The organism is Streptomyces sp. NPDC090106, from assembly GCF_044747265.1.
Taxonomy (GTDB): domain Bacteria; phylum Actinomycetota; class Actinomycetes; order Streptomycetales; family Streptomycetaceae; genus Streptomyces.
The window spans coordinates 332,571-346,169 of the sequence record NZ_JBIVDS010000004.1 but is presented as its reverse complement, the minus strand read 5'-3'; the positions used below and the strand labels follow the sequence as shown (position 1 = coordinate 346,169).

12 protein-coding genes are annotated in these 13,599 nt (G+C 72.6%); 6 read left to right on the top strand and 6 right to left on the bottom strand.

Annotated elements, in window-relative coordinates; genetic code table 11:
• Window positions 1–347: 347 nt before the first annotated feature.
• Window positions 348–710: a DUF6479 family protein gene (locus ACIPSE_RS15335; RefSeq protein WP_401662493.1), complete on the bottom strand. Its 363-nt coding sequence runs from the start codon at window positions 708–710 to the stop codon at window positions 348–350.
• A 127-nt stretch (window positions 711–837) separates the two neighbouring features.
• On the opposite strand from ACIPSE_RS15335, the gene ACIPSE_RS15330 reads away from it, so the two are divergent.
• On the top strand, window positions 838–1,779 hold the full coding sequence (locus tag ACIPSE_RS15330; RefSeq protein ID WP_401662491.1) for an SMP-30/gluconolactonase/LRE family protein: 942 nt from the start codon (window positions 838–840) through the stop codon (window positions 1,777–1,779).
• Between the two features lie 70 nt (window positions 1,780–1,849).
• Here ACIPSE_RS15330 and ACIPSE_RS15325 read toward each other — a convergent pair whose 3' ends face one another.
• The 4 genes from ACIPSE_RS15325 to ACIPSE_RS15310 all read right to left on the bottom strand — a co-directional run bounded on the left by ACIPSE_RS15325 (window position 1,850) and on the right by ACIPSE_RS15310 (window position 6,743).
• Entirely contained in the window at window positions 1,850–4,432 is a 2,583-nt protein-coding gene (locus ACIPSE_RS15325; protein WP_401662489.1) for an immunoglobulin I-set domain protein, read from the bottom strand.
• Window positions 4,433–4,464: 32 nt separating this feature from the next.
• On the bottom strand, window positions 4,465–4,983 hold the full coding sequence (locus ACIPSE_RS15320; RefSeq protein ID WP_401662487.1) for a hypothetical protein: 519 nt from the start codon (window positions 4,981–4,983) through the stop codon (window positions 4,465–4,467).
• Window positions 4,984–5,055: 72 nt separating this feature from the next.
• On the bottom strand, window positions 5,056–5,973 hold the full coding sequence (locus ACIPSE_RS15315) for a hypothetical protein (protein WP_401662485.1): 918 nt from the start codon (window positions 5,971–5,973) through the stop codon (window positions 5,056–5,058).
• Between the two features lie 65 nt (window positions 5,974–6,038).
• Window positions 6,039–6,743 carry a hypothetical protein gene (locus tag ACIPSE_RS15310; RefSeq protein ID WP_401662483.1) on the bottom strand — a complete coding sequence of 235 codons (705 nt, stop codon included), beginning with the start codon at window positions 6,741–6,743 and terminating at the stop codon, window positions 6,039–6,041.
• 164 nt (window positions 6,744–6,907) lie between these two features.
• On the opposite strand from ACIPSE_RS15310, the gene ACIPSE_RS15305 reads away from it, so the two are divergent.
• A complete protein-coding gene (locus ACIPSE_RS15305) occupies window positions 6,908–7,960 on the top strand; it encodes a hemin ABC transporter substrate-binding protein (RefSeq protein ID WP_401662481.1) in 1,053 nt (350 codons plus the stop codon).
• Window positions 7,961–8,039: 79 nt separating this feature from the next.
• On the top strand, window positions 8,040–9,089 hold the full coding sequence (locus ACIPSE_RS15300) for an NAD-dependent epimerase/dehydratase family protein (protein WP_401662479.1): 1,050 nt from the start codon (window positions 8,040–8,042) through the stop codon (window positions 9,087–9,089).
• Window positions 9,090–9,113: 24 nt separating this feature from the next.
• On the opposite strand, the gene ACIPSE_RS15295 is transcribed toward ACIPSE_RS15300, so the two are convergent.
• Window positions 9,114–9,488 carry a luciferase family protein gene (locus tag ACIPSE_RS15295; protein ID WP_401662477.1) on the bottom strand — a complete coding sequence of 125 codons (375 nt, stop codon included), beginning with the start codon at window positions 9,486–9,488 and terminating at the stop codon, window positions 9,114–9,116.
• A gap of 274 nt (window positions 9,489–9,762) precedes the next feature.
• Between ACIPSE_RS15295 and ACIPSE_RS15290 the strand changes: the two genes are divergently transcribed.
• The 3 genes from ACIPSE_RS15290 to ACIPSE_RS15280 all read left to right on the top strand — a co-directional run bounded on the left by ACIPSE_RS15290 (window position 9,763) and on the right by ACIPSE_RS15280 (window position 13,577).
• Window positions 9,763–11,481 carry a lysyl oxidase family protein gene (locus ACIPSE_RS15290; RefSeq protein WP_401662475.1) on the top strand — a complete coding sequence of 573 codons (1,719 nt, stop codon included), beginning with the start codon at window positions 9,763–9,765 and terminating at the stop codon, window positions 11,479–11,481.
• A 245-nt stretch (window positions 11,482–11,726) separates the two neighbouring features.
• On the top strand, window positions 11,727–12,860 hold the full coding sequence (locus tag ACIPSE_RS15285) for a sugar ABC transporter substrate-binding protein (protein WP_401662473.1): 1,134 nt from the start codon (window positions 11,727–11,729) through the stop codon (window positions 12,858–12,860).
• Window positions 12,861–12,980: 120 nt separating this feature from the next.
• Window positions 12,981–13,577, top strand: coding sequence for a Uma2 family endonuclease (locus ACIPSE_RS15280; RefSeq protein WP_401662471.1), 597 nt, complete (start codon window positions 12,981–12,983; stop codon window positions 13,575–13,577).
• Window positions 13,578–13,599 lie beyond the last annotated feature (22 nt).

The window sequence follows — 13,599 nt, the reverse complement described above, 5'->3', positions numbered from 1 at the left end:
GGGCCGCAGCCCCCCCCCCGCGCCGCGAGACGCCGTCCGCCGAACCGGACGGCGTCTCGTGGCACGGGGTCACGTCTGCCGCGGGACGCGGCGGCCCCCGAGGGGGCGGGGCCGTAGGTAGCCCGGGGCGGGGAGTAGGTATACCGATCTTCGGCCGAAGCGGCTGTACACGGCACCGGGCCGGGGCAGCCTTGAGGGGCCGCCCGGGGGACGGACGGGCCGGACGCGGCAGTGCTGGTCCAACCCCACGGCTGTCATGGCAAGGCGCCCGGTCACGCGCGTGCCCCGGGCGGCAGCCGGCGAGAAGGGGCTGCCTCGGTCGGCGAGGCAGCCCCCGCGCGCCGTTCCTAGGAGTGTCCGAGGCCCCCGCTGCCGAAGGAGCCGCTGGATCCGGGCAGCCAGCGCTTTCGTTTCTGGTCGGTTCCCCGTCTGCTGCCGGAATGGTGGAGCTCGTACGGCATGAGCCGCCGCTCCGTGCGCGGGACCTCGTCGGGTTCCCGCATCTCCCTGATCTCGTGGATCGCGCCGCTGGTGGGGAGGCTGGGCTGGTCCTCGGGCCGCGGCCGGGGCAGTTCCCGGTCCCGTACCCGCATGCCGAACTGCACGGCCCAGATCAGCGCACCGGCGATGACGGCGCCACCGATGAACGCGGCGACCACGTTGAGCACATCGCTCCCCGCTGCCGCGACTACGAACGCTGCCGTACTCATACGTCCCAGTATCACCCTTTTGGTGTAAATGGGGAGCCCGGGGCTCCGGGGAACTCGTCCCGACACCGTTCCGTTGCCAACTAAAGGAACAGTAAACGGAGTTGGATCCCACGGAGGTTCCCCGAACATGATCCACAACCGTCCGCAGCCCTCCCGCCGCACCGTTCTCGGCGGTGCCGCCGCCACGCTGGCCGCCCTCACGGTGACCGCCGGTGCCGGTCCGGCGAGCGCGAGCGACTGGCCCACCGCCTTCCCCCTGCCCGACGGCTGGCTGCCCGAGGGCATCGCGATCGGCGCCCGGCCGTACGCGTACTTCGGCTCCCGCGCCAACGGCGCCCTCTACCGCGTCGACCTGCGCACCGGCGCGGGCACGGTCCTCCACCCGGGCGCCACCGGCCGGATCGCCGTCGGCCTCAAGATCGACCGTGACGGGCTGCTGTACGTCGCGGGCAACACCGGAGTCGCCCGCGTCCACGACGCGCGCACCGGAGACGTCCTGAGAACCTTCCAGCTCTCGGAGGCCACCGGACACTTCGTCAACGACGTCACCCTGCTCGGGAACCGCGCCTGGTTCACCGACTCCCGCGCCGCCCAGCTCTACGCCGTCCCGCGCGGCCGGGACGGCGCCGTCCGCACCCTCCCGCTCACCGGCGACTGGGTGCAGCTGCCCGACGTCAACAACGCCAACGGCGTCGTCCCCACCCCGGACGGGCGCGGCCTGATCGTCGTGAAGTCCACGCCCGGCGAGCTCCACAATGTCGACCCGCGGACCGGTCGCACCACGCGCATCGCGCTCGTCGGCCAGGACACGGTCGTCAACGGCGACGGGCTGTGGCGGATCGGCCGCACCCTGTACGTCGTCCAGAACCGGCTCAACCTGGTGAGCGTCTGGGAGCTGGACGCCCGGGCCACCACCGCGACCCTGCGCACCACGATCACCGACCCGCGCTTCGACGTCCCCACCACGGCCGCCCGCTTCGGCGACCGGCTCTATCTCGTCAACGCCCGTTTCACGACTCCGCCGACGCCCGAGACGACGTACGGCGCGGTCGCCGTACCGCTCGCGTAGAACCGTCACCGGACAGGGGTCCGCCCCCTCCGGCCACACTCGGAGGGGGCGGACGTCTCTGTGCCGTCCGTCAGGTGACGGTGCGGCCCTTGCGGTACGCCACCCAGCCCGCGCCCAGCAGGGCGGCGGCGAGGGCGGCGACGGACAGGACGGTCACGCCGGTGGCGGCGAGGCTGCCGCCGGCGGTGGTGGTGCCGGTGCCCCCGGAGCCCGAGGTGCCCGAGCCCGAGGTGCCCGAGCCCGAGGTGCCGGAGCCGGAGGTGCCGGTCCCCGAACCGCCGGAGCCCGTGCCGGTTCCGGTGCCGCCGGTGGAGCCCGTGCCGCCGGAGCCGTCACCGCCGTCGTCCGGGGTGTCGGTGCCGACCGGGTCCTGGCCGACGAAGCTGACCGGGACCTTCACGTCCTGGCTGCGGTCGCCGGACAGGGTGTGGTCGGCACGCGTGGCGAGGACGCACGTGGCCTGGAAGCAGTCCGTGTACGCGTCCTTCGCGTCGACGGTCAGCTCCACCTCGAAGGTGCCGCCACTGCCGTACGGGGTCGCCAGTCCTTCGCCGTAGTCGGGCGGGTCGGAGGAGATCCACGCCGAGGAGTGCGAGGTGCCGGTCATGTCGACGCCGCCGATGCACGGGGTCGGCAGTTCACCGTCGCCGTTGTCGACGCACAGGGCGACGTACACGCCCTTGGCGGTGTCGTAGCCGGAGCCGGTGATCTTCAGTTTCTGGTGCTCGGTGGCGAGGTGGTTGACCGGGGTGACGGTCAGTCTCTGGCCCTCGGGTCCGGTGACCGTGCTGGTGCCGGAGGGCTCCTCTTCCTCCTCGGCCGGGGGCTCCTCGGGGGCGGACTTCTCCTTCACCGTCAGGGTGACCGGCGAGGTGCGGGTCGTACCGGCCGTGTTGGTGAACTGGGCCCGGTAGCGGTACCCGTCCTGCGCGGCCTTCGCGGTGAACCCGTACGCGGTGCGCGTCGCCCCCTCGACCGTGCTCCAGGTCTGGCCGTCGTCCGGGCTGACCTGCCAGGCCACGTCCGGTGCCGGGGTGCCCTCGGCGGCGGCGACGAACGTCACCGCGTCGCCCTCGGTGACGGTCTGGTCGGTCGGCGCCTGCACGACCCTCGGGGAGACCCGGCGGTCGAGCTTCACGACCTGGCCCTGGGCCTGGTCGGTGACGTAGACGGAGCCCGCGCCCGGGGTGACGGCGACGCCCGCGTAGGCGCCGGCGCGGCTGCCCGGGAGGGCGACGGGCTCGGCGGCCCGCTCGAAGGTCGCGCTGTCGTAGGTCTCCAGGGCGCCGACGTTGTCCGCGCCGTCGTCGGCGGTGCCCCAGTCCTCGCGGAGCACGAACGCCTCACCGGTGACGGAGTCGAAGGCCATGGCGGTGGCCCGGTCCGTGCCGCTGAGCCGGGCGAGCTGCCGGCCCTCCTGGTCGAGGACGAGCACCTCGTAGGAGCTGCCCACCCACACGTTGCCGGTGGCCGGGTCGACCTCGACGAAGTAGACCGACGCGTCCGGGAGTTCGGCCACGGCGGTGCCGGTGGTGAAGGCGTCGGTGCCGAAGCGGTAGAGCCTGCCGCCCGCCGGGTCCGCCGACCAGGCGAGTTTCCGGGCGCTGTCCACACCGAGGACACCGCCGCCGTCGAGGGCGGCCGTCCGCTTCACCGCACCCGTGGCGGTCTCGACCTCGGAGAGCGTGGCGCCCTGCGCGACCAGCGTGGTGTCCGCGGAGCCGCCGGGGCCGACGCCGGTGACCGTGGCGCCCGCCAGCCAGACGCCCTGGGCGACGGTGTCACCGCTCCTCGCGGTGCCGAGGCCCCGCAGCGGGTAGTGGAAGGCGACGCCGTCCCCGGCGAGCGGGGCGGCGATCCAGCGCACGACCCGGTTGGCGAGCGCGCCCGTGGAGCCCGGCGCCTGCTGGATGTGGCCGAGCACCGTGCCGTCGGCGGGGTCGAGGACGTACAGCCCCTGTTCCTTGACGTCGGCGGTGTCCACCACGTCGTCCGAACCGACGTACAGCTTCCCGGAGTCGGGGTGCAGGAGGAGGTCGAGGGGGCGGCCGGCGGTGGTGAACTCGGCGCCGCGGACGTAGGAGACGGTCCCCGCGGGGACGTCCACGCCGTCGCCCCCGCCGCCGTCGCCCGGGTCCTGGCCCTCGAAGGTCACCGGGACGCGCACGTCCTGCGAGCGGTCACCGGCGTTGCGGTGGTCGACCCGGGTGATCACCGAGCAGGCGACCTGCGTGCAGTCCAGGCCGGAGTCCCTGGCCCGGACGGCGATGTCCACGGCGAAGGTGCCGCCCGCGCCCCAGGTGACGGCGAGGTCGCCCGCGTAGGTGTCGCCCTCGGGGACGATCCACTGCGAGGAACTGCCGGTGCCGCCCTGGTCGGCGCCGCCCAGACAGGGCGTGGGGATGCGGTTGTCGCCGTTGTCCTTGCACAGGGCGACGTAGATCGCCTTGCCGGCGTCGTAGCCCTCGCCGGTGACCCGCAGGGTCTCGCCGTCCGGGTCGAGGCCCGCGGAGGCCGAGACGGTGAGTTTCTGCCCGTCCTTGCCGAGCGCGGTGCGCGGGGTGCCGGAGGCCTGCGCGGCCGGTCCGAGGGCGGCGGAGGCGGTCATGAGCGCGGCGGCGCCGAGAAGCGCCGCCGGGCGTCGTAGCTGCATCGGGACTTCCCTGTCTTCCCTGCCTCGCGGGCCTACTGGAAAGTGATCGGGACGTGGACGTCGTACTTGCGGTCCTCGCTGTCGAAGTGGTCGGCGCGGGTGACGACCGCGCAGGTCACGTCCTCGCCGCAGACGCTGCCGTCGTCGAGGGTCGCCTTCACGTAGATGCTCACGCTGAAGGTGCCGCCGGTGCCGAACTTCGAGCTGTTGGCGAACAGTCCGCCGAAGGTGTTGTTGACCCAGTGCGAGGCGCCGGTGGAGCCGGTCTCGTCCTGGCCGCCCAGACACGGTGTCGGCTTGGCCGCGCCCGGGGTGCCGCTGACCACGCACAGCCCGACGTAGACGCCCTGGCCCGTGTTGTAGCCGGAGCCGGTGACGGTCACGACCTGACCGGCCGCCGAGGCGGTGTCCGGGGCGGTGAGGGACAGGTTGTACGTGGTGCCGCCGTCGGTGACCGTCCGGGTGGAGGTGGCGGCGGAGGCCGAGGTCGCCAGACCCAGGGTGAGGGCGGCGGAGGAGGCGACGACGAGAGCGGCGCGGAGGGGTCTCATGGGGGAGCCTTCCAGGAGGTGGCTGAGTCGTACTTAGGTAAGGCTAACCTAAGTTATCCCTGGGGGTGTTTGTCAACGGATCGCAAAGCGAGCTTCAACACGCTTGTCCTCGAGGCCAGTTGAACCGGACGTCACGGTGTACAGCTCGACCGTGTGCTCGCCGGTGGCGGCGGTCTCGTACACGGGGAACTCCCGTTCCACCCGCCCCTGTTCGTCGGCGACGGCCTGGTACCGGGTGTCCGCGTCCACCGCGACCAGCACGACCTCGCCCGGCGTGAACCCCTCCCCGGTCACCCGCTGCCGGCTGCCCGGGGCGAGCGCGGCGTGGGCGACGGACGCGATCGGCTTCCGCGGCACGGGAGTCGGGGTGGCGGCGGCCTCGGCCTCGGGCGTGGGCGTGGGTGTGGGGGCCGGTGTCGGGGAGGGTGAGGGCTGCGGTGCCTCCGCGGCGCCGCCCGTCCCCACGGTCACGTCGAGCACGCCCAGCGCGTCCCCGGGCGCGTACTCCTGCCCGCTCCACCGCGCGAGCAGCGCCGCCCCGTCCGCGGTGAGGCTCGCGCGCAGCCCGCTCCAGGTCACCCCGCCCGTCCGTACGGCGGGGGCGGCGGCGCCGGTGAGTTCGGCGAGGGCGAGGGCGCCCGACCGCAGGGTGCCGGTGCTGCCGTCGAGGTCGAGGTGGAGCCCGGTGAGCGTCAACGGCTCGTCGGCGGAGCCGAGTTCGGCCGTGCCGCCCAGGTCGATCGAGGCGTCCGCGGTGCCGGGGTCGGCGCCGCCGCCGGTGGCCGGGAACCAGGCGCGGCCGGTGCCGCCCGGGGAGGCCGGTGCGCCGGCGCCGAGGTCCAGGCCGGTGCCGGCCGTGCTCCAGGACGCGTAGCCGCCGGAGACCTCGGCCGGGAACCCGGCGTCCCGTGCGGTCGCGACGCCCGGGGTCAGCAGGAACAGCAGGGCGGCGCCACCCGTCACGGTGGCGGCGCCGGGTCTTTTCGCCATCTTCGGTTCTCCCTGGATCTGGGTCGGGGGGTGCTCCGGTGTTCCGGGTTTCCCCGCACCGCCCCCTAGTCGGCGGTGCGGCGTCTGCGCGCCCACAGCCAGGTGCCGGTGCCCGCGGCGACCAGCCCGGCGGCGGCGAGCCCGGCGGCCAGGGCGGTGGAGCCGGTGCTGGCCAGGGGGCCGCCGCCGGAGGTGTCGGAGGTGTCGGACGTGCCGGAGCCGCCGCTGCCGCCGGTGGTGCTCGCGCTCGCGTCGGCGTCCGGGGTGGCGGTCGTGGTCGGGCCGGCCGGGGCGGAGGCGGTGGCCGATCCGCCGAACGTCACCGGGACGCGCACCGTCTGGCTCTGGTCGCCGCCGCGGGTGTGGTCGTTGCGGGTGATGACGGCGCAGGTCACGCCGGAGGCGGTGCAGTCGGTGTTGGCGTCCTTGGCCCGCACCTTGAGCCGCACCGAGAAGGAGCCGTCGTGCCCGTCGCCCTCGTAGGGCTCGGCCAGCCCCTCCCCGTAGGAGGGCGGGTCGGACGAGACCCACACCGACGCCCCGGACTCGCCGGACATGTCGACGCCGCCGACGCACGGGGTGGGTGTCCTGCCGGGCCCGTTGTCCACGCAGAAGGCGACGTAGATGCCCTTCTCGGTGTTGTAGCCGGTGCCGGAGACGGTGACCGTCTCGCCCGCGGCGGTGAGCCCCGCGCTCTTGGAAACGGTGAGGCGCTGGCCCTCGGGGCCGGTGGCGGAGGTGGCCGCGAACGCCGGTGAAACCGCGGTCAACAGCAGGGAGACCGAGGCGGTCGCCCCAGTCAGACAGACAACTCCCTTGTACCGCAGGCCACTTGCTGAAAACACGGCAGCACCCCCGCCACGAGCTATTAAGGTAAACCTAACCTAATCTATTTCTCAACCGTGTGCGGAGCACGAGACCGAAGGGGCGCGCGATGCGGATGTCCGGAAACAGACCCGGGAACGGGCGGCGCAGGGGCTGGCCGGCACCGGTGGCCGCGCTGGTGCTGGCGCTGCTGGCCAGTGCGTGCGGCTCCGGGGCGGGGGCGGGGACGGCCGCCGACGCCACCCCGGCCTCCGCGAGCGCCCGCGCCGCCGCGGCCGAGAAACGACTCGCGAAGAACACCCTCGAACCGCTCGCGGCCCCCACGCCCGAGCTGCCGGTCACCGTCGACTCCTCCGACGGCCGCCGGGTCACCGTCCGGGACGCCTCGCGCATCCTGCCCCTCAACGGCGGCGTCGCGGAGACCGTGTTCACGCTCGGCCTGGGCGACCGGGTCGTGGGCCGGGACATCACCGCCACGTTCGCGGAGGCGGCCGAGCTCCCCCAGGTCACCAAGGCGCACGACGTCAGCGCCGAGAGTGTGCTGTCGCTGCACCCGACGGTGGTCCTCGCCGACACCGACACCGGGCCCTCGGAGGCCATCGACCAGATCCGGGACGCGGGCGTCCCCGTGGTCGTCCTGGACCCGGCGACGACCCTCGCCGACGTCTCCACCCGCACCACCCGTGTCGCCGAGGCGCTCGGGGTGCCCGCCGCGGGGAAGGCGCTCGACTCCCGTATCGCCGGGGAGCTCTCGGCGGCGAAGAAGGCCGTGCCCGACGGCAGCCGGCCCAAGGTCGCCTTCCTGTACATGCGGGGCAGCGCCGCCGTCTATCTCATGGGCGGCAAGGGATCGGGCGCCGACTCCCTGATCGAGGCGGCGGGCGCGGTCGACGCGGGCGTGGAGGAGGGCCTGGACAAGCCGTTCACGCCGCTGACCAGCGAGGCGCTCATCGCCGCCGCACCCGATGTGATCCTCATGATGGACAAGGGGCTCGAATCCGTCGGCGGCATCGACGGCCTCCTCGACATCCCCGGCATCCGCGAGACCCCGGCGGGCGCCGACCGGCGCGTGGTGACCCTGGAGGACGGCGTGCTGCTGAGCTTCGGTCCGCGCACCCCGCTCGTCATCGACATCCTGGTGGACGCCATCCACAGGGTGTGAACAATGGGGGCACCCGGGCGAGTCCGGGCGACGGGCGCGGATGCGGGCGCGGGTGCGGTGCGACTTCGGGCAGGCGGATGTGGACACGGTCCTGGTGACGGGCGGCAGCGGTTTCGTGGGCGGCCATCTGGTGCGCAGGCTGCTGGAACGCGGCTACACCGTCCGCACGACGGTCAGGTCGCTGACCAACCCGGCGAAGAACAGCGCGCTTGAGGCGATGCGGGTCGAATTCGACGGCAGGCTGACCCTGTTCGAGGCCGACCTGCTCACCGATGGCTCCTTCGACGAGGCGGCCGAGGGCTGCGCGACCGTCTTCCACGTCGCCTCCCCGTTCCTGATGCCGGAGCAGATCAAGGACGGGCAGCGGGACGTCGTGGACCCGGCGCTGCTCGGCACCCGCAACGTCCTCGGGGCCGTGGAGCGCACCGCGACGGTCCGCCGGCTCGTGTTCACCTCCACCGTCGGCGCGATCTTCGGCGACTACGGCGACGTGGACGGGATGAAGGACCGCACCCTGGCGGAGGAATACGTCAACACCACCAGCACGGTCGCGAACAACCCGTACCACTACGCGAAGACGGTCGCCGAGCAGGCCGCGTGGGAGGCGGCGCGGGCACAGGACCGCTGGACCATGGTGTCGGTCAACCCCGGCCTGATCCTCGGCCCCGCCCTCACCTCCGCCTCGGACTCCGGCAGCCTCTTCCTCCTGGAGGAGCTGTTCAAGGGTTACTTCTTCTACGGCGCCCCGGACTTCAGCTTCACCACCGCGGACGTGCGGGACGTCGCCGACGCGCACATCGCGGCGGCGGAACGCCCGGACGCGCACGGCAGATACATCGTGGCGGCCGAGACCATGACGTCGTTCCACGACATGTCCCGCATCCTGCTGACCGCCTACCCGCGCGACCCGCGCCTGCCCCGCACCCGCCTGCCCCACTGGCCGGTCCGGATCCTCGGCCCCGCCTTCGGGCTGACCCAGGAGTACATCCGGGCACACCTCGGCATCCGCTTCCGCGTCGACAACAGCCGCGGCATCCGCGAACTGGGGATCGGCTACCGCCCCGTCGAGGAGACGGTCCTCGACCACTACCGGGCATGGCGGGAGCACCGCCGGGCACCGGCGCGATGACCCCGCCGGGCCCGCGACCGCGGTTCAGCGTTCGCGCGGCAGGACCGTCACCCGGCGGAAGTTGCACGCGTCGGCCGTGCCGTCGTCCTGCCCCTGACGGGCCTTCAGCGCCATGCTGACGAGGCTCATCAGGAGATCGACGTCGGTGTCGCAGTCGAGATGGACGGTGACCCAGCGGGAGCCGGGGACGAGCCGGATCGCGGTGGACTCCGCGAGGTCGCGGGCGAACCGTTCGATGGCGTGCCCGGTCAGGTGCAGGTCCACGTCGTGGCCGGAGTGGAAGTGCACGATCTCGCCGTGCACGGTGCGCAGGGCCCGCCCGGCGCCGCAACTGGGCTGACCTGTCACGAGGTCGGGCCAGACTTCCAGGCGCTCCAGAGCGCGCTCGGCCAGAGTCATGACCCCATGGTCGCCCGATCACCGCATCGCAACCAGAGGTTGAGCGAAACGTAACCGTGGCGTGAGGTACGGGACGTGCGTACGGAGACGTCGCCCCATCGGAGGGATTTCCGGGCGAGTTCGCCCCCGGAAGGCAACCCCGGCTCCCGGTTCGCCGATCTCACAGGATGCTCACAGCCGGGGAGCGGCGCGCGGGGGCGCGTCGGCATCCTCCCGCGGACGTGGGCTGTCCGGTCCGCCGCCACCGACCATGGCACTCGCAGACGAGGAACCGATGACCAGTCGTCCCACCAGCAGTCCCACGAGCAGTCCCGCCAGCAGTCCCACCGGCCGCCCCGGAAGCCGCCCCCGGCGGGCCGTGCTCGCCGCCTGTGCCGCGCTCACCGTGGTGGTCACCGCCGCCGGTGCCGCGCCCGGGGCCGGCGCCGCGCCGTCCGCCGCGCCCGGCACACCGCGGCTCAAGCTGATCGCCGCCACCGACTCCGTGACGCTCGACCGGTGGGAGGGGGACCCGGGGGTCTATCTCGACCTCGGCACGTATCTCACCGTCGACAACGCGCCGTTCGAGTTCAAGGTGACCCGCAGGTCCTACAAGGACCCCGTCGTCGTCCGGCAGATCCTGCGCGACGGCACCCGTACCCGCACCCGGACGCTGCCCGCCGGGCTGGCGAAGGACTTCTCCGGGCTGCCCGGCTTCATCGAGGTCAGCCTCACCGACGCGAACGGCCGGGTCGTCTCCAGGACCACGGGCGGCTTCTGCCCCAACAACGCCTCCGGACGGCTGCGCCCGGACGCCCCGGCGACCTCCCGCTACCCGGAGAGCTGCCCCACCAACCCGTTCACGCTCGGCTCGGTGTGGGGCGTGGAGAAGGGCTGGGCGGCCAACTCCAGCACCGTCGACTACGACAAGCCCGTCGACCTGCCCGTCGGGCGGTACACGGCGAAGATCGGCGTCGCGAAGAAGTACCGCGACCTCTTCGGCATCCCGAACGACCGCCCCACCGTCGCGGTGACCGTCCGCAAGGGCGACGACGGCAGCGGCGCCGCCCGCGGCTCGACCGCCCGTCAGGGCATGGCCGGCCACCCGGGCATGGACCACTCCGCGCACGGTGCCGCGCACCACTACGGCCCGCGCGGCGCCGACGAACCCACCCCGGGCGCGCTGTCCCACGCCCTGGAGGACCGCGGCACCGCCCACCACCTCGGTGACGGCCGCGGTCACACCGACGGCTCCCGGATCGCGCCCGCGCTGCGCCCAGGAGCCCGGCCCACCGGCCGCACGGGCGTCCCCGCGAACACCCCGCTGCCGGACCTGCGGTCCCTGCCGGCCTGGGACATCGCCATCACCGACGGCGAGGACGGCGACGCCGCCGGCAAGGACTACCTCGCCTTCAGCGCCAACGTCTGGAACGCCGGGCCGGCCCCCCTCGTCGTCGACGGCTTCCGCAAGCCGGGCGCCGGACTGATGGACGCCTACCAGTACTTCTACGACGCCCACGGCAAGCAGATCGGCTACGCCCCCACCGGCACCATGGAGTGGGACCCGCGGATCGGCCACGAGCACTGGCACTTCACCGACTTCGCCAGCTACCGGCTGCTCGGCGCCGACAAGAAGGACATCGTCAAGAGCGGCAAGGAGGCCTTCTGCCTGGCCAACACCGACGCCGTCGACTACACGGTGAAGAACGCCAACTTCAAGCCGTACAACACCGATCTGTCGACCGCCTGCGGCCAGCAGAACTCCCTCTCGGTGCGTGAGGTCCTCGACGTCGGCTCCGGCGACACCTACACCCAGTACCGCCCCGGCCAGTCCTTCGACGTGACGGACCTGCCCAACGGCACGTACTACATCGAGGTCATCGCCAACCCGGCCAAGCGCCTCAAGGAGACCGACCTCGGCAACAACGTGGCCCTGCGCAAGGTGGTCCTCGGCGGCGAGCCGGGCAAGCGCACGGTGAAGGTCCCGCCGCACGACCTGATCAACGCCCCGTAGAAGCGACCGCGTCGCCTCTCCCCCTGGCGCGGGGGAGAGGCGACGGCGACGCACCCTCGTCCCCGGTCCGCCTGTGACCACCGTGTGAATCATGCCGTGGTGCCTGGAGGAGATTTCGTACCGGCGTCCTGGTGACGGATTTCGCGCGAGAGGCTTCAGACTCCGCAGGCGGTTGTTTCCCCGACGTGAACGGACGTCCGACGTACACCGCCTTGCCGCGAGCCCCTCCGGAAGGCCAGTACAGAGTGAACACCCCCACACCCCGCACCGCCCCCCGTCCGACCCGCACCGCGCTGGCCGTCGCCGTCTCGGCCCTGCTGCTCACCTCCTGCGGAGCCGTCGACGCCGTCAGCGGCAGCGACGGCGGCGAGACGCCGAAGAAGGGCGACGACATGACGATCGGGCTGCTGCTGCCCGACACGGAGACCAAGCGGTTCGAGCAGTTCGACCACCCCCTGATCAAGAAGCGGGTCGCCGACCTCACCGACGGCAAGGGCACGGTCCGCTACGCCAACGCGGGCGCGAGCGCGAAGCGGCAGAGCGCCCAGTTCCGGCAGATGATCTCCGACAAGGTCGACGCGATCCTCGTCGACGCCGTCGACGCCAAGGCGATCGCCACAGACGTCCGCGAGGCCAAGGACGCGGGCATCCCCGTCATCGCCTACGACCGGCTCGCCGAGGGCCCGGTCGACGCGTACATCTCCCACGACAACGAACTCGTCGGCGAGGTCCAGGGCCGCGCCCTCATCGAGGCCCTCGGCGACGACGCCCGCACCAGCAAGATCGTCATGCTGAACGGCTCCCCCGCCGACCCCAACACGGCCCGCTTCAAGGAGGGCGCGCTCGGCGTCCTGCAGAACAAGGTCGTCATCGCCAAGTCCTACGACGTCGACGAGTGGCTCCCGAAGACCGCGAAGGCGGACATGCAACAGGCGATCAAGGACGTCGGCCTGTCGGACATCGCCGCCGTCTACTCCGCCAACGACGGCATGGCCGGCGCGGCCGTCGAGGCCCTGCGGTCGGCCGGCGCCACCACCGTCCCGCCCGTCACCGGCCAGGACGCCGACCTCGCCGCCGTCCAGCGGGTCCTCAGCGGCGAGCAGTACATGACCGTCTACAAGTCCTTCCTCCTCGAAGCGACCAACGCCGCCGAGATCGCCGTCGCCAAGGTCAAGGGCCAGGACATCGTCTTCGACGCCCTCGCCCAGGACACCATCGACAGCCCCACCCAGAAGGACATCCCCGCCAACCTCGTCCCCGTGGTGACCGTCCAGAAGGAGAACATCGAGGACACGGTCATCAAGGACGGCGTCTACACGGCCAAGCAGATCTGCACGGCCCCTTACGCGGAGGCCTGCCGGGAGGCGGGCATCAAGTAGGCCCCGTCCTGCCTCGCGGGAACGGTTCAGCACGCTCGTTCGGGTGAACGGCCTCACAGTCGGCGGGCGTGCTCCGGTCTACGCTGGGAGCGTCGCGCTGAGCGAAGGAGGAGGTCTGTCATGGCAGCTCTGCCGGTCCCGGAGCAGCCGCCCGTGGGCTCCGGGCGTCTGGACGCCCGGGACATCGAGGAGGCCTTCACTCAGGTCAGCGCGGCCGTCCCCAAGGGATGGCGCGCGGAGTTGATCGAAGGGGAGATCCACGTGACGCCTCCGGCGAACGGCGAGCATGAAGAGTACGTGTCCGAGGTCAGCCGGCAGGTCACGCTGCGCCAGCTACGCCCTGAACTGCGCAACTACGGTGGCATCGGTCTGAACGTCCCCGGCGCCTCCGGCACCGGCCATGTCGTCCCCGACCTCGTCGTCGCGCCCAAGGGCACGTTCGACAACAAGGAGGAGTGGCACGACCCGGCGGCCGTCCTCATGGTCGTCGAGGTCACGTCGGACTCCACCGCCGGGCGCGACCGCGTCCAGAAGATCCGCGGTTACGCCCGTGCCGCCATCCCCGTTTACCTCCTCATCGACCGCGAGGCCGGGCAGGTGACCGTCTGCGCGGCCCCCGAGGGCGACGACTACGCCACCAAGGCCTCGTACAAACTGGGCCGCCAGGTCCCCCTCCCCGAACCGCTCGGCTTCACCCTGGACACGGCGGAGTTCTGAGACGTCCGCGCGCACCCGTACC

Bases quoted from the DNA above. Each gene is read 5' to 3' on its own strand.
- ACIPSE_RS15320 (WP_401662487.1), bottom strand. From the start codon at position 4,983: ATGAGACCCCTCCGCGCCGCTCTCGTCGTCGCCTCCTCCGCCGCCCTC.
- ACIPSE_RS15280 (WP_401662471.1), top strand. From the start codon at position 12,981: ATGGCAGCTCTGCCGGTCCCGGAGCAGCCGCCCGTGGGCTCCGGGCGT.
- ACIPSE_RS15305 (WP_401662481.1), top strand. From the start codon at position 6,908: ATGCGGATGTCCGGAAACAGACCCGGGAACGGGCGGCGCAGGGGCTGG.
- ACIPSE_RS15325 (WP_401662489.1), bottom strand. From the start codon at position 4,432: ATGCAGCTACGACGCCCGGCGGCGCTTCTCGGCGCCGCCGCGCTCATG.
- ACIPSE_RS15330 (WP_401662491.1), top strand. From the start codon at position 838: ATGATCCACAACCGTCCGCAGCCCTCCCGCCGCACCGTTCTCGGCGGT.
- ACIPSE_RS15290 (WP_401662475.1), top strand. From the start codon at position 9,763: ATGACCAGTCGTCCCACCAGCAGTCCCACGAGCAGTCCCGCCAGCAGT.
- ACIPSE_RS15295 (WP_401662477.1), bottom strand. From the start codon at position 9,488: ATGACTCTGGCCGAGCGCGCTCTGGAGCGCCTGGAAGTCTGGCCCGAC.
- ACIPSE_RS15315 (WP_401662485.1), bottom strand. From the start codon at position 5,973: ATGGCGAAAAGACCCGGCGCCGCCACCGTGACGGGTGGCGCCGCCCTG.
- ACIPSE_RS15335 (WP_401662493.1), bottom strand. From the start codon at position 710: ATGAGTACGGCAGCGTTCGTAGTCGCGGCAGCGGGGAGCGATGTGCTC.